The sequence below is a fragment of the Streptomyces sp. NPDC050211 genome, from assembly GCF_040656035.1.
Lineage (GTDB): Bacteria > Actinomycetota > Actinomycetes > Streptomycetales > Streptomycetaceae > Streptomyces.
The window spans coordinates 33,732-54,212 of sequence record NZ_JBFALC010000036.1; the positions used below are offsets into that span (position 1 = coordinate 33,732).

Here is a 20,481-nt window from a genome sequence, read left to right on the forward strand (position 1 = left end):
GGTTGTGATCGGTATCCACGCAGTGCCGTGAAGAGACCACGGGAGCCACGTGACCACTGCAGCTACCCGGCCGTTGTGCGGGCCTCCGGCGCCACGACCCTGTCACACCGTCCGCCCCTGCCTTGTCTATCTGGTGTCGGACAACCAACAGAGGGAATCATGCGCGAGATTCTGATCGTCGGCGGCGGATACGCGGGCTTCTACACGGCATGGGGCCTTGAAAAGAAGCTGCGCACGGGCGAGGCAAGGGTCACGGTTGTCGACCCACGTCCGTACATGACCTACCAACCCTTCCTGCCGGAGGTAACGGCCGGATCGATCGAGGCACGTCACGCTGCCGTGTCGTTGCGACGGCACCTGCGCAGCACCCGGCTGATCGCGGGGAACGTGACCGAGATCCGCAACGCGGACCGGACGGTCACCGTCCGGCCCGTCAGCGGAGCCGACTACGAACTCCCTTACGACACCCTGGTTGTCACTGCCGGCGCTGTGACCCGCACCTTTCCCATACCCGGGCTCGTGCAGCAGGCAATTGGCCTGAAGCATGTGGAGGAAGCTGTAGCCATCCGGGACCGGTTGATGACCGCGTTCGATCAGGCAGCGTCACTGCCGCCTGGCGCCGAGCGCCAGAAGCTACTCACCGTCACCTTCGTGGGCGGCGGATTCTCCGGCGTCGAGGGCTTCGGTGAACTGCTGTCGCTGGCGACTTCGATGCTCAAGTTCTATCCGGAACTGAGCATCGACGACTTGTCCTTCCACCTGGTTGAGGTCCGAGACCGAATCCTGCCCGAGGTGGGAGACAAGCCCGGTGCCTGGGTTGTGCGCTCATTGGAACGCCGAGGTGCTCACGTCCACCTGAACACGCAGCTCGTCTCCGTCGAAGACGGACACGTCGTGCTCTCCAGCGGAGAGGAGTTCGATTCGTCGCTGATCGTCTGGACCGCAGGCAACGCCTCGAACCCTGTGGTGCACAATCACACGGATCTGCCCGTCGACGAGCGTGGTCTGGTCGTGGTCCGCCCCGATCTGCGCGTGGGTACCGACAGCGAGCCTGTGCCGGATGTGTGGGCGGCCGGTGACGATGCGGCTGTTCCCGATCTGGCCTCGCCCGTGCCGGGGGCGCACACGGTGCCGAACGCTCAGCACGCCGTGCGGCAAGGCAAGCACCTGGCAAAGAACATCGCAGCCAGCCTGCACGACGGGAGGGTCCGAAGCTACCGTCACAGCAGCCTGGGGGTGGTGGCGACGCTGGGACTGGGGCGGGGCATCTTCCAGTACAAGAGACTTGTCATCAAGGGGCTTCCCGCCTGGCTGATGCACCGGGGCTATCACGTCCTGGCCGTGCCCACCTGGGAACGGAAAGTCCGCGTCCTTGCCGTCTGGCTTACCGCGGCCCTGTTCGGGAGGGATCTCGTCTCCCTGGCCTCTGTGCAGCACCCCCGGGACGCCTTTGTCACGAGCGGTGATCCGCAGCGCGCCGGCGCGAGTCGGGCGAGTGACCACACGGCGGCATGAGCATGGCAGAAAGCGCCAGCTGCTGACGGGCAGCGATGGGGCATGTACCGGCGCTCGGAGCCGCCCACCGGACGACCGGGTTCTATCGGCGCCATCGGCTCCCAGCCCGGCAGGAGCCGGTCGGGTCTTCTGGCCGACGGGAATGCCGTGGCTGCCGTTGATCAAACGACTCATGTTGAGCGACGACTTCATCAGCACCTGGGCCTGCAGGCCCGTGAGCTGTGTGCCCTCGCCTCGCCCGCGGCTACAGCCACACGACTCCGAACCCGTGATCCGCTTCTCGGTGTAATTCGGCTGGGCGGGCAGTGTCAGTGACCGCTGAACGTGACCGCCTCGTCGAGCGGAGCCGGGCCCGTGCTGCTGACCTGGTACCTCACGCCGACAGGACCTGGCCGCTGCCACTGTCAACGCCGAGGCCCCCCAGCTGCGATTGCAAACTAGGCCGATGTCGCCTCGCCGTCGAGCCGCATGGTGCGGATCTCCTTGCGGGAGGAGATGCCGAGCTTCGAGAACACCTTGCGGAGGTGCCACTCGACCGTGTGCCGGCTGATGAACAACTGGACGCCGATCTCGGAGTTCGTCAGCCCTTCGCCGGCGAGACGGGCGATCTGCGCCTCCTGGGCGGTGAGGGCCGCGTGCGTCGCGACAACATGGTTGCGCACCTTCGCCCCTGTGGCCTGCAGCTCGCTTCGCGCGCGTTCGGCGAACGCCTCGGCCCCGATCTCGCTGAACATGTCATGTGCGACGCCCAGTTGGACCCGGGCGTCGGCGCGACGGTTCTCGCGGCGCAGCCACTCTCCGTACAGGAGCTGTGCGCGGGCCAGCTCCACCCGGACCCGGGTCCGGGCGAGCCGCTCGATCGCCTCCCGGTAGAGCCGCTCCGCGGCGTCGCCCTCGCTCAGGAGTGCCCGCGAGCGCGCTTCCACGCCCAGTGCCCAGTCCGTGCCACTGGTTTGTGTCGTCTCGGAGAGTTGCTCGAGCGCGTCGGCCGCCGACTCGGGTGAGCCGCTGCGTACGGCCGCCTCGATCAGCTCGGCCAAGCCCCATCTCGGCGAGGCGAACTCCCACTGGTGGGCGGCTGCCTCTCGGGCCGCGGCCAGCGCTTCCGCGTATTGGCCGAGGCCGTTGCAGAGCACCGCGTGGTAGCCGTGGGTGACGGTGACGGCGGCCCCCTGCCCCAGCGGCACGGCCTCACTCATGATCGCGTCGATCAGCGTGCGGGCCTCGCGCTCGCGACCACGCCACGCGGCCAGGCCCAGCGGCAGTACGCGCGCCGGGTTGCTCCCGATCGCCGCACATACCGTTCCGACCTCCTCGACCAGCGCCGCGGCTGCCGCCAGCTCACCGGCGAGGAGATGCATGTGTGCGCTGGATTCGAGCACATCGGGGAGCGCGCTGAGCGCGCCGGCCCGGCGGGTGATCGTCAGATGACGGGTTGCGACCACGTGCCAGCGCTCGTCGTCCCACAGATCCGAAGCGAGGACCCCTGCGAGCCAGAGCCAGCGCAGCGCTTCCTGGACGGGGATCTCGTCGTCACAGAACGCTTCGAGGGCTCGCCGCATCATCGGCACCGAAGCCGAGTAACCGTCGGTGAGACGCACGGCAATGGCATCCAGCAGCAGGTCGGACACCCGCGCCGGCTGCTGCGGCGGCGGCGCAGCACGGGCAGCCTCGCCCACCTCCGGCAGGCCCGGGCCGTGCGCCAGGCGGCCGGCGAAGATCGCCGCCGCGATGGCGTCCAGGTAGGTCTCCCGGGCGAGCGCGACGTCGAGCGGTCCGAACCGGTGAGCGGCGGCGAGCAGCAGCGGGGGAGCCTCACTGCCGCGGTTCTGGGCGAACGCGATCCCGGCATTCAGTACCTCGAGCCGTGCGCGCCCGAGCTCGTCGAGGGGGCCGGCCTCCGCCGTGGCAAGGAGAGCGGCCGCCGATTCGAACGCTCCGGCGTGGAGCTTTGCCTGTGCGGCATCCACTGCGCGCTGCGCACGTCGTGCGGGATCAGGCGTCAGCTCGGCCGCGCGCTGGAGGAACGCGGCCGCCGCCGCGATGCCGCCGCGCGCCTGCGCCCGGCCCGCCGAGCGCACCAGTTCGGCGGCCACCGTCTCGTCCGGTCCCGCTGTCGCACCGGCCAGATGCCAGGCCCGACGATCGGGATCGAGCTGGACATCGGTCGCGTCGGCCAGCGCCTTGTGTACCTCTCGACGCTCCTTCGGACTCGCCGCGCGATAGGCCGCCGAGCGCACCAGCGGGTGCCGGAACCGCACCCGGGTGCCGAGAGTGATCAGCTCCGCTGCGTCGGCGTGCGACGCGACGGCGGCGACGTCGATCCCCAGCTGCTCGGCCGCACTCCTCAACAACGTCACGTCACCAACCGGCTCGGCGGCGGCGATGAACAGCAGGCGTTGCGTCTCAGCCGGGAGCGACTGGACGCGGCGGAGGAAGCCCTGCTCGATCTGGCTCGACAGAGGCGGTGGGGCGGGGGGCCCGAAGCCACCGGCCAGCTCCAGCGTGCTCAATCCGCGAGGCAGCTCGAGCAGGGCCAGCGGGTTACCGTGAGTCTCGGCGACGATGCGGTCGCGCACCCGCCGATCGAGCGGACCGGTGACGACCGAGGCGAGGAGCTTTCGGGAGTCGCTGTCGACCAGACCCGTCACGGGCAGTTCGGGAAGCCCCGCAAGAATGTCGCCGGCAGCGGGCTCGCGGACCGCGAAGACGAGCAGAATCGATTCCGCGAGCAGTCGACGGGCAACGAACTCCAACGTCTGTACCGACACGCGATCCAGCCACTGCGCGTCGTCGATGACGCAGACCAGCGGCTGGTTCCCTTCGGCCTCTGCGAGGAGGCTCAGCGTGGCCAGACCCACGAGGAACCGGTTGGGGGCATCGCCGCCACGCAACCCGAACGCCGTGCAAAGTGCGTCGCGTTGCGGCCCGGGAAGATTGTCAAGGCCGGCCAGCAGCGGGGCGCAGAGCTGGTGCAGACCGGCGTAGGAGAGCTCCATCTCGGACTGGACGCCGGCAACCCTGACGGTGCGGCATCCGGTGGCACGGTCGAGGAGGTATTGCAACAGCTCGGTCTTCCCGATTCCTGCCTCACCGCGCAAGACCAGGACCCCACTGCGCCCCGCCCTGGCGCCTGCCACGAGGTTGTCGAGGACCTGGCACTCGTTCCGCCGCCCGAGGAGTCCAGTTCTTGAACCGCTCCTCGTCATGGCAGCTCCCCTGTCAGGACACTTCGCTCGGTATAGTAATACGTCTTGGGATCACTGAGGCCCCCGGTTCCACCGAGGCAAGCCGGATCGATCGCAATGCCCTACCGAAACAGCGAAGCTCGCATTCGAGCGCGGGATGGCGGGGCGAACGCCACCATCGACCATTGGATCTCGGTCGCGTCCTGATCCAGGCCGACACGCTCCGCCTGGCCGGAGACGATCTTCGCGTCCTTCCCGGGGGCAAGCTCGCCGCGCCCTGCCTTGTAGCGCTGCTGGTCAGGGCGACTCCGGAAGCTTGGCCACGGATCAACCACGGCACAACCACGAGCCGCCTACGGTTTTCCAAGGGCGCGATCGGCTGTCCCTGGGCGCGACGTTGGTTGTCAGCAGCTATCAAGCCGCTGACCCACGGAGCAGAGGAGCCGGTCGTGGACGCACATCGGGCCGAAGCCGGGCTAGATCGGCAGGCGGCGGGTACGACGGTCAACCCGACGATCGGTGACCTCAACGACGCCACGTCGGTGTTCGTCCGTGCCAGGCCCGGACTGCTCAGGATCGCCAGCGGAATCGTCGGAAACGCGGGCGAGGCCGAAGACGTCATCCAAGAGGCCTGGCTTCGTTGGCAGGGCACAGATCGTACGGTCGTCTCGAACCCGCCGGCGCTGCTCAGGACGACAACCGTCCGGCTGGCCATCAACGTTGTCCAGTCCGCCTGGAGACGTCGAGAATCCTGCGCCAGTCCTTGGCTCCCGGAATTGGCAGACACTGACGCGACCCCAGAAGCAGCGGCCGAGCGGCAGGACGCCGTTGAGCGAGCGGTTCTCCTGCTGATGGAGACACTGACGCCGAGGCAACGTGCCGCATATGTCCTGCGGGAGGGCTTCGGCTACCCGCACAGCCGGATCGCCGAGATCCTTCGCCTCAGCGTCGCCAATACGCGTCAGCAGGTCACCCGTGCCCAGGAGCGTCTCGCTGGGAACCGTCGCAGGCAGCCCGTGGGCTCGATCGCGCATCGGCGGCTTGTTCAGGCGTTCTTCGTAGCAGCGCAGTCCGGTGACCTCGCGCACTTGGAAAGAGTCCTCTCCGCAGACGCCGACAACCAACCGACCTGCGGGCGGATGTCGCGCGCGGCGAGCGCGTAGTCGTCGCCGGTGTGCCGACGGGGGTTCTCGTTCCACGTGTCCCCGACACTTCGCAGCAGTGGCAAGCTGGCCCGAAAGGGCCACAACACCTACCTGGAAGCCAGCACCGGGAAATAGGCGACCACCCCGCCGTCGACGAGCGCCCGGACCGTACGACCCACCGGGGGGCAACATCGCGGGCCGGCGTCTTCACCGATCGCTGCCTGCGTCGATTGGTTTCCCAACTACGACCACACGATGTGTGACACCGTCGGTCACACCGCGGAGCCCGACTTGCAGCGGTCGTCAGAGGGGCCAACGACGCCGTCGCCTCGAGACCGTATGTCACGGGCGGGCGAGCTGTCCGGTCTCTTGATCTGAAGGCCGCGCCACCCAAGTGGTGCGGAGGACGGTGCTCTTGCAGTCTTCCTGAAGTGCTGCCTGAGTATCAGGAGCGGGGTTTGTCCATGAGGGTAGTTGTGGTCGGCGGCGGCTTCCTGAGTCGGGAGGCTGCTGCCGGAGTCAGGAACCACGGGCACGAGGCCGTTGTGGTCTCGGACTCCAGCGGTGTCGATGCTTACAGAGGGGTGGACCTGTCCGAGACCCTCGACGGCTGCTCGGTGGTGATCGACCTCTCGGACCCGCTGTCACTTGAAGACGGAATCGGCGCTGACATTGACGGGCTTCTGCTCGACGACGAAGCCACTATGGAGAAGGTGTGCCGGTCCACGGCGAAGCTTCTCGCGGCGGAGGCTGCTGCCGGCGTCAGGCACCATGTCGCCTTGTCCGTCGTGGGTATGGGGCGGTTGCAAGAGCACGGTTACTTTCGAGCTCTTCAAGCTCAGGAAGACCTGATCAGGCAGTCTCCGATGCCCTATTCCATCATCAGCGCCACCCAGTTGTTCGAATCCGTTGGCGACATTGCGGATGCCGCTACAGAAGACGGGAACGTCTGGGTGGCGCCTGTGCAGGTCAGGCCGGTGTCCTGCGGTGAAGTTGCCACGCTGATCGCCCACACCGCTGCATTCAAACCGCTCTTCGGCGTCCTTGAGATCGCCGGCCCCGACCAGTTCCGGCTCGACACGTTCGTGCGTGCCGGCCTAACCGCCGCCGGGGATCACCGCCGTGTATTCACCGACGACCGCAGCACCTACTTCGGCGCTCGCCTCCGTCGCAGTGATCTCCTGCCAAGTCCGCATGCGTACATTACCCAGATCCACTACAACAAGTGGCTCAGCCGCCAGCTCCCTTCTGTCGCCCGATGAAGGACTCTGCCGTAGCAGCCGCACCGCACCCGAGCTGCTCTCACCCGGCGCTCCCACCTTTCATCGGACCTTCTACGACCGTCCGCTCGACCAGTCGATGGCGAGCCGACAGACGCCGCACGACTCGGTTCACCGGGGATGCACTGTGCATCCCCGGTACTCGACTTCCCGCCTGGAGCACATCATGGATGCGAATGAGGAGGCCGCGCGCGGCCTGACCGACATCGAGGAATTCCTGTACCGGGAGGCTCATTTGGCGGCAGCACGTCGGCGCGTAGCAGATTTCACCGCACGAGCGCCGGGGCTGACCCAGGAGCAGAAAATGGATATCGAGCGATGGTACTTCGAAGAGCAGAGACACGTCGCCCGCATAGTGACCGAGCACATTGCTGACAGCATCAGTGTGGTCGAGGAGCAACACCACATCCGCTTCGGGCGATGGCTCCGAGGAACGCTGACCGCGATGGTTCTGATCACCCTGACCATGGGACTGTGCGTTGCGGTGGTTCTGGGCAGCACGCTGAGCTGAACCATCGGTGATGGGCCGTCACCGCCGGGTTGAGCCTGTGACGATATTGATGTCGAGTGCGACGGCTCCCAGGCGGACCGCGGCGCGGTCACCGCACAAGAAGGACGGTTCTGGGTCCATCCAGGGCATCCCGGTGCACCCAAGCGGAGGCGTCCAGGTGCCCAGCGTATCAAGTCAAGAGCCTTCGATCCTGTGCTCGGCGCGACCCGAGAGTAACCTCATGTGCCACTGTTGGGGAAATACGGGAGACATGCTCACCCGTGCGTGACACCGTCTGCCAGCTGCGCTCGAGATGCGAGGTAATTCGTGCGGTATATAGGTGAATACGCAGGTATCCAGCCTCTCCTGTCGCCACTGAACACTGTCTTCGTCACAGTGTTACCGTCGCCGCGGGACGGCAAGGCTTTGGTATGCTGATCACAGCGTTCCGCACGCCATGTGACACCAACCCCGTGAATGGTGCTCGGGACGCGATGCCTGCGACTAGAGCCGCGGGCGGAGTGCCCGGGCGCCACGCGATCCCCCGACGAGTGGCGCCCGGGAACATTGTCCCGTCGGGTGGCGGCTCACACAGGCAGGTTGACGGACGGCGACCGCATATGCCCCTCGCCCGCCGGGGTACGTCTACGAACGCTTGGCGCGGTAGAGGCCTCGGCCGATGCGCTGGACACGGGACGTACCGACGAGACGATCGAGTGTGCTGCGGACTGCGTTGATGCTTCCGCTGTCGGTGTCACGACCGAGAGCCGCAGCAACGTCACGGGCCCGCACGTCGACGTCGCCGACTTCGGCGAAGTACGCCATGATCTGCTCGGTGAGCTTGCCGTATTTCTTCGGTCCGTCCGTTTCGGTGCCGGCGACAGCGGCGCGCTCTGCGCCCTTGCCGCTCGCCGACTTCTGAGCCCGGGCGGGCTTGGTTGTGCCGTTCGCAGGATCGGAAGAGGCAATGTCTGTTCGCGGCTCTACGGGCGTCGCAGCGGCTGGGTTGAGCATCACGGTCTCAAGGGCACTGAGGGCCCGCTGTACCGAGCCGAGATGTGCCACGACCGCAGCCAGTTCCCTTTCCAGCGCCTGCTTCTGGACCTGCAGGCGAGCCAGGTCCGCTTGAAGGCTCTCGGCGGTGATCTCAATATTGCGCGCCGTGTGGGTTACAGAGACCATGTGTTCCTCTCATCCGGTGCCGCCCGATCTGGACGCGGGAACGGGTGTTCCTTGACATCATATGCAGTGTCCCACTCTGAATGTTGGTGTACCAGGTGGGCCATACTGGTTCCCAAGACACTGAACTCACCGACGAGGGTCGGAAAACCACCGGAGACGTTGAGGATGGCGCGGCTCATGCCAGGTGGCATCGCACCAATCATCACCACGGTATGCGGCAGACAGGGTGCGCGGCGCAGCAGGCGCAGAGCGTCGGAAACTGCTTCACTGCGTGCGTCGACCGTGTCAATTGCCTCTCGACCTGGCCGGTCAGCGGTCTCGCGCAGCCCAGTGCGGGTGCCTGCCCGCAGAGGGACGTCACAACATCTGCGCCTGTCCGATCTGCCTGACGAGTCGACAGAAAATGAGGTCGCCGTGCGGGAGTTCCTGCGTCTGTCGGGTGCCTCTGCCCGGCGGAGCGCTTCGATGGGCGGCACCGCGCCGGGCGCCTGGACGCCTAACCCGTCGTCCCGCGTAGCGGTAGGCGAGACATGGCGCCTCCTCGACCAGGCTGCCACCTGTCGGCCTGAGTGACTGCGTCACATCGTCCAGCCGTGTGCCGCAAGGCAGTTGTGGGGGTCGGCTTCGGAGAGACGTTACCGACGAGCCCCGACGATGACGCCGTGGCCGGAACCCGGCCATTCACCGCCGCCGAGCACGTCCCCGGAGGACTTGAGCTGTACCCGCTTCACGGACCGGCCTCGTGGTGCGCCACGACCACCAGGTCGCCGGCGTCATCTGCCTCGACATCGCCGGTTCCCACGTCGTACTGATCCATACCGCCCGAGGCGCAACGTCCGCGGACGTTGCGCCTCGGGCCGTGACATTGCGGTGGCCTTCGCAGGGCGGGTGCTGGGCCGGGCCTGCGGTCGGCAGGCGCTCACCGGTGGGTGAGGCTTTCTGGTGGATCTTCCTTACGAGTGTCATGCTCATCTGCGTCGCGGTTGCGGTGCATTCCTCAGGCGCCGGGTGCCGTGGTGTGGCGAGAGCCTGAGTCGATGAACGCGGCGATCTTGCTCGGGTTGAAGACCCACATCAACTTGTGGATACCTTCCTTCGAGGCGCTCATCGTCATGAAGGCGATGGGCTGGCCATCTCGGTAGAGCATCACGCCCGCACAGCCGTTGGCGTCGACCAACCTGGGCTCCGCTTCCCGCCAGAGCTTCGGATAGGTCACCATCTTGGCCACACGTGCACGGCCCGTCACGGGTATACGAGAGCAGCCCTGCATACCGTTGCCGTCGGACAGACTGACGGTATCGGGGGTGAGAAGAGCCTCCAGCGAGGCGACATCTCCTCTCTGCGCTGCCGAGACGAAGGCATCGAGGAGCCGTCGGTGCTCCACCGTGTCCACGGTCTCCCGCTGGTCGGCCACGAGATGTTTGCGAGCCCGGCTCACGACCTTGCGTACGTTGACGATGCTGAGCTGAAGAATTTCCGCAATCTCGGGGTAGCCGTAGTCGAACGCCTCCCTCAACACGTATGCGGCCCGCTCCATGGGATTCAGCTTCTCCAGTACGAGAAGCAAAGCAAATTCCAGGGCTTCCGCCCGCTGAGCGCCCACTTCAGGATCGCTGCTCGTGTCAATGGGCTCGGGCAACCACGGGCCGATGTAGGTCTCGCGGCGCACACGCGCGGACTGAGCCACGTTGATGGCCAGCCGGGTGGTGGTGCTCGACAGAAATGCCACGGGGCTGATCACTACCGAGCGGTCGGTCTTCTGCCACCGCAACCAGACTTCCTGAACCACGTCCTCCGCCTCGACCGCGCTTCCCAGCATGCGGTATGCGATGCCGAAAAGACGTGGACGGAACTCCACGAAAACAGCAACGGCCTCGTCCAACGTGCTCTCCGTGGGGGGCGTCTCGGGATGCATGATCCTGCTGTCTCCGTTCGTCCGAATGTTGCTGCTGTTGACGAAGTGCGATCATGTGGCGGCAGCGCCTGATGCCGGGCTGCCGCAAGGGCTGAGGTCACTGAACGTCACGACTGCTCCAATCGCGTCCGCTTCATTGACCGGATGCGTCCCCGCTCTGTGACAGGTTTGCCGTGCCAATTCCCGGCAGCGTTCGGAACGCAGTCGTCGCCGGGTGTCATCCCATGCTCATCGCCCTTTTCATGGGGTAACGACACTCTTTGACCGCAGGGTGGTGGATCCCTCGTTCGTTTGGGGCGGCGTCATCCCCACATCGCGGAAGAGGGTGCAGTCGGGGTCTGTCGGTTTTCGAGGGCATTTTTCTTGATCGTGGCCAAGCGCCGGCCGGCGTGCACCGCCGTGACATACAGAGCGCCGATGGGCGTCATTCCCCGGGCACTCTGCCCGAGTTGTTGCGTGTCGTCGGCGGGTCGAGAGGGTCGCCGGGCTGGTTCCAGGTGCGGAGTTTGTCGGGGTTGAGGATGATCCAGACCTGTGCGACGTGAGGGCCGGCGATGTCGAGGCTGATGACGGCGGCGACCTGGTGGTCGTAGCGCACCACCAGGCCGGCCCGTCCGTTGACGGAGTGGGTGTGCAGAGCGGTGCGCGGCTGCCGGGTCAGCAGGGTCAGCAGGCTGTGGGCGACCTGGGTGTTGCCGTGCACCGGTTTGACCAGCGCCCTGACCTTGCCGCCGCCGTCGAAGAAGGCCGTGACGTCGGGTGCGAGCAGGGACGCCAGGAGTGTCTCGTCCTGCATCGCGCAGGCCTGGCACACCGCGTGGGCCAGCGCGTCGTGCTGCTGGGGCGGCGTGGGCCGCGCACGCCGGGCCCTGAGACTGCGCCGGGCGCGGTCGGCCAGCTCGGCGCATTCCGGCTCGGTCTGCCGGACGATGTCGGCGACCGCACCCGGCGCCATCCCGAAGACGTCGTTGAGGACGAACGCCGCCCGCTCGGCCGGAGACAGCGAATCCAGTGCCTCCAGCAGGACCGCGCTGATCTCCTCCTGCAGCAGCCCGGGCCGCTCCGCCCCCGCCTGACCGTTCAGCCCCTGGCCCGCACGGTCCTTGTCCCGCTCGGGCAGCGTGAGGCGGGCGACGCAGATACCGCCGGCGACTTTCGCCAGCCACGAACGCGGCGCCGTGATCTCCTCCCGCGCCGGATCGGACAGCTCGTACCACCGCCGGTAGGTCTCGTCAATGACGCTCTCTGCCGCGCTGCTGCTGCCCAGCATCCAGTAGGCGACATCCAGCAGATGCCGCCGCTCATCGAGCAGCTCCGCGATCGGCACCGCGTCATCGGCACGGTCCATATGGCGTCCTCCCTCTCACACGGCACCCACAACACGACCCGGCGCCTCGTCATCAGGACGCTCGTTCCACGTCCTGGTGCTCGGGGATGGCGATGCGACCGGCCGCGATGAGTCTTCGCGTACGGCGTTCTCGCTCCGTCCGCTCGACTAGGGAGACCGGACAGGCGCAGATCTTGTGACATCAGCCGACCGGGACCGGCAGCAACCACCGGCTCCGTGTCACACCTACGCCGGCCACTCGGTCTCACTTGCGAGGACCATGATGCGTCTCATACGGCACGAGACTGATTGCCGGTGAAATGAATGGCCTGTATGAGGAAAAGGAAACCGAACAGCCTTTCCCGAGTATTCCGCTGCATGGCAGGCCGGGCCTTTGGATTCTTGCCCATACTTCAGCGAGGAGGTCTCCCGTGGACTGGCGTGAAAAGGCGATCTGCCTGGGTGCAGACCCTGACCTTTTCTTCCCCATAGGAAGCAGCAGCAGTAGTCCAACGCTGATGCAGATAGATGAGGCAAAGGCCGTGTGCCGTCGATGTCCTGTGGCGGAGCATTGCCTGGAGTGGGCCATCGAGAACGATCCGGTAGAGGGGATATGGGGCGGCACCACAGAACAGGAGCGCCGCGCCATGAGGCGACGCCTGGTACACCAGTCCCAGAACGCGACAGCGAGAGCTGCGTGACCGTCACAGCGCCGCTCACGGGGTCAGAGCCTGGCGGCTCTCCGGCCGGTCACCAGCAGAGTCGCACCGAGCAGGAGTGATGCGACGATCCCGGTGCCGAGCACGGGGATCGCTGTGAACGTGGTGACGAGAACGGCCACCGGGTGCCGCCTGATAGTCGGTGAGGGTGCCATGGTCGGTGGCATGGGCGACGTTGAGGACGAGGACGGACCCGAGTTCGGCATCGGCGTCCAGCGCGGTGCGTACGGCAAGGGTGGCAGCCGCGATGGACTCCCCGAGCACAATCAGCGTGAACAGACCGTATCTCTCGACGATGTGGTGCGGGTGCCACGTGGGATGGGCCGCTCGCTCGGCCCCTACTGAAACGGCGAGTTCGGCAAGGGCGAGGACCGCGAACGATGCGACGCCAAGTTCCAGCGCGGTGGCGGCGCGGTGCTCTTCTCTGGATGGGCGAACGAGCATCGGTGAGATCCCTGCGTGGGAGTCAGCGTGCGCCGAGCGGCTTACGGCCACACCGAAATCGGTGGGCTTCGCGGCGACTGACTTCGCGAGGCTGTTCCTGTGCGCGGATGCCGAGTTTGCCGCACGGGTGACACTTGGCCTCGGGGCTGTGGTCCGCTCAGCCTGGCTCGTGCGTTGGCCGGAGAGGACACGGAGCGCTAACGGGCTTCTCACACCGTGTGTTCTGGCCCAACCGCAGCGACCGGGACGCCGGGTTCCTGCGCGGTGCGATGGTGGCGTGGGGAGCGCCGGCGTGGGCCCGGTGTGCGGGTGGGGCGCCACTCCCATGCCGCCGGTCAGAGCGACATCGTCGGGACCGTAGTGATGAGCGAAGCACCAGGCGCCGATGAGCGTGCGTGCTCGCTGAGGCGGAGTGCGGCGCACAGTCATGGCGCGAGGGCCCCAAGCGGCACCTCACGCGCGGTGAGGATCCCGATGGCATTGTGGCCGCCACACCGTGTGCAGCATCGCGGTATGTCACATCTTCATGGGCTGGCTGGTCACAAGGAGGACAGCAGCTCATGAACCCTGTCCTTGGACTACAGCCGTGAACAAAACAATCCTCAAGGCTGTCGCCCAGAGCTACAGAGTCACCTGTCAGCGCGTCGCGTCCACACGGCACCGTGCCGTGCGTCGGAACGCGCCGAGGAGCCTGCCGGGCAACGCGCCTTGAGTTTCCGGAAATGAGTGATGAGACATGGGGAACGAGAGTCAGTCGGCCAAGGCACGGAAAGGGCCCAGAGGGGAAAAGGTCGCCAACTGGGTCGATGGCCGACTGGGCCTTCGTAGCCCGGAAAAGACCATGATACGAAGGGCCTTCCCGAACCATTGGTCCTTCATGCTGGGAGAGATCTGCCTCTACAGCTTCCTTATCCTCATCATCACAGGCGTGTACCTGACCTTCTACTTCCGCCCCTCATCGGAACAGGTTCAGTACCAGGGCAGCTATGTCCCTCTGCAGGGTCAGATGGTGTCGGAAGCGTTCAACTCGACCATGCACATCTCCTTCGATGTCCGTGGCGGTCTGCTGATCCGGCAGGCCCACCACTGGGCGGCGTTGATCTTCGTTGGCGCCATGCTCGTGCACATGATGCGGGTCTTCTTCACGGGGGCCTATCGCAAGCCGCGCGAGCTCAACTGGCTGTTGGGCTTCCTGCTGCTGATCCTGGGCATGTTCGGAGGGCTGACCGGGTACGACCTGCCGGACGATCTTCTTTCCGGTACCGGGCTGGCAGTCGTGAACGGAACGCTCCTCTCGGTGCCCATCGTCGGCACCTATCTGTCGATGTTCCTCTTCGGAGGCGAGTTCCCGGGCAATGATCTGATCGCGCGCTTCAATGCGATCCATGTATTGCTGATTCCTGCCGTCATGGTGGCGCTGATCGTTTTTCATCTGGTCCTGTCCCGCCGTCACAGGCACACGCAGTACCCCGGGCCCGGACGCACGAACAGGAATGTCGTCGGCATACCGCGGCAGGTGTACGTTGTGAAATCGGCGGGATACTTCTTCCTGGTGGCCGGGACGATCTTCTTCATCGCGTCGATCGCGCAGATCAACCCCATCTGGAATTACGGGCCCTACCGTGCCGATCAGGTTTCGGCAGGGTCCCAGCCCGACTGGTACATGGGCGTGGCCGATGGGCTGTTGCGCGTCATGCCCGGCTGGGAGATCAGTGCCTGGGGCCACACCCTCGCCCTCGACAACCTCATCCCTCTACTGGTGGGCGTTGGCCTCTTCCTCGCACTGGGCGCATACCCCTTTGTCGAGTCCTGGGTGACCGGCGATGACCGCGACCAGAACCTCCTCGACAGACCACGGAACCGGCCGGTGCGCACGGGTCTCGGCGTCGCATGGCTGAGTGTCTACCTAGTGGCATTGCTCGGTGCGGCGAACGACCTGATCGCCATTCAACTGCACGTCTCGGTCAACGCCGTGACGTGGGCCGTCCGCATCGGCCTCTTCGTTGTGCCGGTCGTCGTCTACGTCGTGGCGAAGCGGTGGGCCCTCGGTCTCCAGCGACGCGACCGCGACAAGGTACTGCACGGCCGCGAGACCGGCATCATCAAGCGCCTGCCGCACGGGGAGTTCGTGGAGGTGCACGAACCGCTCAGCCAGGAACGACTGCACATCCTCACCGCGCACGAGCAGTACACGCCTCTCACCGCCGTCCCGCAGGGAAGCGAGCAGAGCCTGGAGGGCAGGCCCACCAGAGCGCAGCGGCTGAGAGCCAGGCTCGGCCGCGGCTTCTACGGGGAAGGAACCCAGATCCCCAAACCCACCGAGCAGGAGTACAAGGAGATCAGCAGCCGGCACTGACGGTGACACATCCGCCGACAGCACGCTGCGCATCTCCTACGGGGTTCCAGCCCGCCGGTGAACAAAAAAGTCGTCATCGGCTTATGTCACACATTCGACTGATGCCCTGTCACAAGGGTGAAAGCACAACACAGGCCCTGCCAACATAGGAGAGCAATCGTGAACAACCCCGTTCTTGAGCCTGCCGCGCAGAAGATCGCCGAGGCGACGGCCAACCCGCCTTTCTTGTACGAGCTTGGTCCCGAGGGTGCTCGGAAGGTTCTCGACGAGCTGCAGGCGGCGCCCATCGAGAAGCCCGACGTGCAGGACAAGTGGATCACCGTGCCCGCCGAGGTCGGCGATGTCCGGGTCCGTATCGTCAAGCCCGTCGATACTCAGGGCCCCCTGCCGGTCGTCCTCTATGTGCACGGCGGAGGCTGGGTCCTCGGCAACGCCGGTACCCATGATCGCCTGGTGCGAGAGCTGGCCGTCGGCGCGGACGCTGCCGTGGTGTTCGTCGAGTACGACCATTCCCCTGAGGCCAAGTACCCGGTTGCCATCGAGCAGGCGTACGCGACGGCGCGGTGGCTCACGGCGAACGGTGCCCAGGAAGGCCTGGACGCCTCTCGCATGGCGGTGGCCGGCGACTCCGTCGGCGGCAACATGACCGCGGCGCTGACCATCATGGCCAAGCAGCGTGGCGATGTGTCCTTCGTGCACCAGTCGCTGTACTACCCGGTCACGGACGCCGCCCAGGACACCGACAGCTACCGGGAGTTCGCGGACGGCCCTCACCTGACCGCGAAGGGCATGGCCTGGTTCTGGGACTGCTACACCACCGACCCCGCACAGCGGGCCGAGATCACCGCGTCGCCGCTGCGGGCCGGCCTCGGGGACCTGGAAGGGCTGCCGCCCGCGCTCGTCATCGTCGACGAGAACGACGTGCTCCGGGACGAGGGTGAGGCGTACGCCCGCAAGCTGACACAGGCCGGCGTTCCCACCACCAGCGTTCGCTACAACGGCGTCCTGCACGACTTCCTGATGCTGAACGCCGTACGGTCCACGCAGGCCGCCACTGCCGCGATGCAGCAGGCCATTCACACCCTGCGCACCGCGCTCGGCACCGACTGACACACAGCCGGCGGTCCACGCACGGCGCACAGCCCGAGCCGTCCATCGCTTGGCACTCGCGTTCGTGAACCGAACCGGACGCGAAGAGAACCTGCTCATCGAACCCCCATCAAACAGGGTGAGCACCGCGGGTGAGCCGACCTGAAATGTCGATCGTCGCCCCGCCAACTCATGCGGCCTTTGAGCCGGACTGACCTCACACGGCTGGACCCGAACCTTCCTCGAAAGGCCTCGTCATGAACCGTCGTTCTCTCTACCGACGTGCCCGCACCCCGCTGACCCTCATGGCCACGGCAACCGTCGCCGCCGCTCTCCTCGCCACCTCGGTCGCCCCGGCGAGCGCCGGCAAGGGTTCCTCCTCGCCCAGCCGCAAGCCGACCGTGGTCCTCGTCCACGGCGCATTCGCCGACTCCACCAGCTGGAACGGTGTCGTGAGGAAGCTGAAGCAGAAGGGCTACCCGGTGGTGGCCGCAGCCAATCCGCTGCGCGGGCTGACCAGCGACGCCGCCTACCTCAAGGACCTCCTGGCCGGCATCGACGGGCCCGTCGTACTGGCCGGTCACTCCTACGGTGGATCGGTCATCAGCAATGCCGCCCATGGTGCCGAGAACGTCAGGGCACTGGTCTACATCGCCGCTTTCCTCCCCGAGAAGGGGGAGAGCGCTGTTGAGCTGTCGGGCATGTTTCCCGGCAGCACGCTGGGCGAAGCCCTGCGCCCTGTCCCGATCACCCTGCCTGACGGCTCCGTGGGCGCGGATCTCTACATCGACCAGGCCAAGTTCCACGACCAGTTCGCCGCGGACGTCTCCGCGAACACCACCGACATCATGGCGGTCACCCAGCGGCCCGTGACCAGCGCCGCTCTGGAGGAAGGCGCCTCGGAGCCCGCCTGGAAGACCATCCCGTCCTGGGTTCTGGTAGCCACCGAGGACCTCAACATCCCCCCGAAGGCTCAGACGTTCATGGCCGAGCGCGCCAAGTCCCACACGGTGGAAGTCCGTGCATCGCACGCCGTGAGCGTCTCCCGCCCCGACGACGTCACCCGGATCATTCAGGAGGCCGCGCGGTCGGTTCGCTGACCGGTCGGCTCTCTGAGGGCGGGGTGGCTGGGTGGCCACCCCGCCCTCGCGCTTGGCCGCCTGCAGGTATGGCTGCGGTCGCCCCGCAGGCAGCGAACAGGCCGGCAGTGACATGTACTGTGGCGCCGCCACCGGAGCCGGAGAGTGGGCGGTCTGGCTGGGGCGGCTTTCCGGTGGTTTGACCGGGTGGCGGAGGTCGCCGGCGTTCTCGTAGCCCAGGTCGGTCAGAGATGATCATCGCCTCATGGGCGACCGGCGGCGAAGCTCCCACGATTTTCGCCAACGCGTCGGCCCCCGAGTGCCGTCGACTACGCGGCCTGCTGCGCGGCCGGGGCGAGGGTTGTGTGCGCGGTGATGGTGCTGCTGTCCCTTCACCGTCTGGCGCCTGCGCTGATCGCCAAGCCGCTGGAGCGTGTCCCGGTCACGGTGCGGCGCTGGATCGGCCGCTTCAACACCCGCGGAGTGACCGGCCTTGCCGATCACCCCCGCTGTGGGCGGCCGAGGCTGGGCGGTAACCGACTGCGCGCGCGGATCACCGCGCTGTTCAAGCCGTCCGAGCCGTGGACCGTACTCAGGCTGTATTGGTACCTGGGCTGGTCGCACCTGAGCCAGTGGATGCTGTACCGCCGGGTACGGCAGGTGGCCGTTTGGCGGCGGCCAAGCTGATCGCCCGCGGTGATTCGGCCCGGCCCGCGGTGGTGGGGGCCGCCGACGAGACGCATCTGCACCTGCTGCCATACGTCCGCTCGCAGTTGTCCGCCCGAGTGCCGCCGCCGTGTCCTCGATCTGGTCGGGTCCGGTCGGAAGGACTCCGAGGTGGCGAAGCTTCTCTGGATCAGGGAGCAGACCGTCTATGTCTGGGGCCGTCAGTATTTGATGTGTACCGGGCAGGCAGCCGGTGTGCCCACCCGCGAGCAGGCCGAATTGGCCGCAGCCCGCAAGCGGATCGCGGAGCCGGAGGCCGAGCTCGCCGTCCACCGCCGGGCCGCGGAGCCGCTGGGCGAGGCGACCTCCCGTTACCTGGGACCGGACGAGGACAAGCTCGTCGACGGGCTCGCGGGCGGCCACCACCGAGAAGTACGGCCAGATCGACGCCGTGGAGTTCAGTCCGGGCCCCGGAAAACCTCCAGTTGGTTGTCGACCGCTTCTTGCTGCCCGGCGTGGTCGAGCGCGGTGACGGCGCGATCCTGTGCACCTGTGCCAGCCCGGTATTCACCCCAACCTCAACACCGTTCTCGCCGACAGGGTGTCTACGTCGGCGCGGTCACAGTCGGCGCGCTGATCGAGGGCGGCGGGCCGCACCACGCCATCAGCTCGGGCGCCCGGCCGCTGGAGGTCGAGCCCGAGGTCATCCACCCGGACGTCACGAGGTGCTGGTCGGCAGCTTCGGCCTGTAAGTAAGCACGGTGGCAACTGCGTTGAGCTCGGTCGGCCAACGCCGAACGCCTCCCCGGCGGGCGCCGGCGAGGCGGAGGCGGCATCGCTCACCGCGAGGCCGAGTATCTGTCGAGTGGGTCCGCGGCGGTATCCACCACCGTCTTCCCCCGGCCCGGACCGAGTTACTCCGTCGGGGCTGCGTCTCGGTGATCTTCACCGTGGTCGGCATCGGAGCGGCCCGCGGAACGGGGTATCAGCTGCAGTGCGTTGGACAAGGCCCGCATGTGGTCATCGAGCTCTGCGAGCGCTCGGCGCAGCTCGGTGGCACGGGTCTCGAGCTCGGTGGCCTCGGCGGTCAGCGACACAACGGTGCCGGTGATCGCGCGACGGTTCTCGGATGCTGGGATCATCACGTGTCCTACTTCGGTAGAGACCTGAAGAGATCGGGCCGGCATGGCGGACGCCGGTGATCGATGTCGATGTCCGATGTCCAACGTTCGATGTGCCGGTATCCGTGCCGATTTCAGGCAGCGGCCGTCTGGTCCGTCTGTACCGCCGAGATGTCGAGGATCAGCTTCACCTTGTCGCTGACCAGGACGCCCCCTGTTTCCAGCGCCGTGTTCCAGGTGAGTCCCCAGTCGGAGCGCTGCAGGGTGGCTGTGCCTTCGAAACCGACCCGGTGGTGCCCGTAGGCGTCGCGGCTGGCTCCGCCGAATTCGAGGTCGATGGTGATGGGCAGTTCGACATCCTTGATCGTGAGGTTCCCGCTCAGGCGGAACTCGTCATCACCCGCATCGACGATTCCGGTGGAGCGGAACGTCATGAGGGGGAACGTCGAAGAGTCGAAGAAGTCAGGGCCCGTCAGGTGCGTGTCCCGCTCCCGAATGCCCGTGTCCAGGCTTTCGGTCTGGACGCTCACATAGGCCTCGGACCGGGAGGGCTGGGACCCGTCGAGCTTGAGAAGGCCTTCGAAGGAGTCGAACTTCCCACGCACATTGGAGATCATGGCGTGCCGGACGGAGAAACCAATCATGCTGTGGACCGGGTCAATGGTGTAAGAACCGGTGAGTGCTTCATACGTGTCGGTGCTGGGAACAGTGCTCTGGTTGCGGTTTGTGAGCATGGCGAACTCTTTCCTTCGGGGTGTGGATTTCGGATGGGGTGGAATTCCGGAACGGCACGGCTCGCACGGACCTTCGAATGCCAGGTCTACCGGCCGCCGGGGTGCGGGGTGGGCCCTGAGTTCACGGGGCCCCCCCAACACAGACGAGAGGTGCGCGAGCCCGTCCGCGAAACCGGGCTCACCCATAAGCGCGTCCGGGCCCGGGAGGGGGGGGGGCGGCATCACAACGCC

At 66.5% G+C, this 20,481-nt stretch carries 14 protein-coding genes and 3 pseudogenes; 9 read left to right on the forward strand and 8 right to left on the reverse strand.

What is annotated here, in order from left to right; translation table 11 throughout:
• Window positions 1–159 precede the first annotated feature (159 nt).
• On the forward strand, window positions 160–1,515 hold the full coding sequence (locus tag AB0I98_RS30030; protein ID WP_362947527.1) for an NAD(P)/FAD-dependent oxidoreductase: 1,356 nt from the start codon (window positions 160–162) through the stop codon (window positions 1,513–1,515).
• 437 nt (window positions 1,516–1,952) lie between these two features.
• On the opposite strand, the gene AB0I98_RS30035 is transcribed toward AB0I98_RS30030, so the two are convergent.
• Window positions 1,953–4,724, reverse strand: a complete 2,772-nt coding sequence (locus tag AB0I98_RS30035) for an AAA family ATPase (RefSeq protein WP_362947528.1) — start codon at window positions 4,722–4,724, stop codon at window positions 1,953–1,955.
• 164 nt (window positions 4,725–4,888) lie between these two features.
• Here AB0I98_RS30035 and AB0I98_RS30040 point away from each other — a divergent pair, with 164 nt between their 5' ends.
• From AB0I98_RS30040 to AB0I98_RS30050, 3 genes are all read left to right on the forward strand, one after another.
• Window positions 4,889–5,866, forward strand: a complete 978-nt coding sequence (locus AB0I98_RS30040) for a sigma-70 family RNA polymerase sigma factor (RefSeq protein WP_362947529.1) — start codon at window positions 4,889–4,891, stop codon at window positions 5,864–5,866.
• 446 nt (window positions 5,867–6,312) lie between these two features.
• The gene (locus AB0I98_RS30045) at window positions 6,313–7,110 is read left to right on the forward strand and encodes an SDR family oxidoreductase (RefSeq protein ID WP_362947531.1); all 798 of its coding nucleotides are present in this window, start codon (window positions 6,313–6,315) and stop codon (window positions 7,108–7,110) included.
• Window positions 7,111–7,294: 184 nt separating this feature from the next.
• Window positions 7,295–7,639: a hypothetical protein gene (locus AB0I98_RS30050; protein ID WP_362947532.1), complete on the forward strand. Its 345-nt coding sequence runs from the start codon at window positions 7,295–7,297 to the stop codon at window positions 7,637–7,639.
• Window positions 7,640–8,263: 624 nt separating this feature from the next.
• Here AB0I98_RS30050 and AB0I98_RS30055 read toward each other — a convergent pair.
• The 3 genes from AB0I98_RS30055 to AB0I98_RS30065 all read right to left on the reverse strand — a co-directional run bounded on the left by AB0I98_RS30055 (window position 8,264) and on the right by AB0I98_RS30065 (window position 12,063).
• The gene (locus tag AB0I98_RS30055; RefSeq protein WP_362947533.1) at window positions 8,264–8,800 is read right to left on the reverse strand and encodes a hypothetical protein; all 537 of its coding nucleotides are present in this window, start codon (window positions 8,798–8,800) and stop codon (window positions 8,264–8,266) included.
• A gap of 997 nt (window positions 8,801–9,797) precedes the next feature.
• A complete protein-coding gene (locus AB0I98_RS30060; RefSeq protein WP_362947535.1) occupies window positions 9,798–10,715 on the reverse strand; it encodes a sigma-70 family RNA polymerase sigma factor in 918 nt (305 codons plus the stop codon).
• A 424-nt stretch (window positions 10,716–11,139) separates the two neighbouring features.
• On the reverse strand, window positions 11,140–12,063 hold the full coding sequence (locus tag AB0I98_RS30065) for an RNA polymerase subunit sigma (protein ID WP_362947536.1): 924 nt from the start codon (window positions 12,061–12,063) through the stop codon (window positions 11,140–11,142).
• 410 nt (window positions 12,064–12,473) lie between these two features.
• On the opposite strand from AB0I98_RS30065, the gene AB0I98_RS30070 reads away from it, so the two are divergent.
• The gene (locus AB0I98_RS30070; protein WP_362947538.1) at window positions 12,474–12,743 is read left to right on the forward strand and encodes a WhiB family transcriptional regulator; all 270 of its coding nucleotides are present in this window, start codon (window positions 12,474–12,476) and stop codon (window positions 12,741–12,743) included.
• A gap of 204 nt (window positions 12,744–12,947) precedes the next feature.
• On the opposite strand, the pseudogene AB0I98_RS30075 reads toward AB0I98_RS30070, so the two are convergent.
• Window positions 12,948–13,157 (reverse strand): annotated as a pseudogene (locus AB0I98_RS30075) (low temperature requirement protein A); the annotation flags it as partial.
• A gap of 345 nt (window positions 13,158–13,502) precedes the next feature.
• Window positions 13,503–13,720: pseudogene (locus AB0I98_RS30080) on the reverse strand (pirin family protein); the annotation flags it as partial.
• 221 nt (window positions 13,721–13,941) lie between these two features.
• Between AB0I98_RS30080 and AB0I98_RS30085 the strand changes: the two are divergent.
• The 4 genes and pseudogenes from AB0I98_RS30085 to AB0I98_RS30100 all read left to right on the forward strand — a co-directional run.
• On the forward strand, window positions 13,942–15,561 hold the full coding sequence (locus tag AB0I98_RS30085) for a cytochrome bc complex cytochrome b subunit (protein ID WP_362947539.1): 1,620 nt from the start codon (window positions 13,942–13,944) through the stop codon (window positions 15,559–15,561).
• Between the two features lie 159 nt (window positions 15,562–15,720).
• On the forward strand, window positions 15,721–16,671 hold the full coding sequence (locus AB0I98_RS30090; RefSeq protein ID WP_362947541.1) for an alpha/beta hydrolase: 951 nt from the start codon (window positions 15,721–15,723) through the stop codon (window positions 16,669–16,671).
• 236 nt (window positions 16,672–16,907) lie between these two features.
• Window positions 16,908–17,750 carry an alpha/beta hydrolase gene (locus tag AB0I98_RS30095; RefSeq protein ID WP_362947543.1) on the forward strand — a complete coding sequence of 281 codons (843 nt, stop codon included), beginning with the start codon at window positions 16,908–16,910 and terminating at the stop codon, window positions 17,748–17,750.
• Window positions 17,751–17,980: 230 nt separating this feature from the next.
• Window positions 17,981–18,499: pseudogene (locus AB0I98_RS30100) on the forward strand (helix-turn-helix domain-containing protein); the annotation flags it as partial.
• 810 nt (window positions 18,500–19,309) lie between these two features.
• On the opposite strand, the gene AB0I98_RS30105 reads toward AB0I98_RS30100, so the two are convergent.
• Both AB0I98_RS30105 and AB0I98_RS30110 read right to left on the reverse strand, forming a co-directional pair.
• The gene (locus tag AB0I98_RS30105; RefSeq protein WP_362947544.1) at window positions 19,310–19,537 is read right to left on the reverse strand and encodes a hypothetical protein; all 228 of its coding nucleotides are present in this window, start codon (window positions 19,535–19,537) and stop codon (window positions 19,310–19,312) included.
• A gap of 113 nt (window positions 19,538–19,650) precedes the next feature.
• Window positions 19,651–20,250 (reverse strand): YceI family protein, encoded by a 600-nt coding sequence (locus AB0I98_RS30110; protein ID WP_362947604.1) that lies wholly within the window; start codon window positions 20,248–20,250, stop codon window positions 19,651–19,653.
• Window positions 20,251–20,481 lie beyond the last annotated feature (231 nt).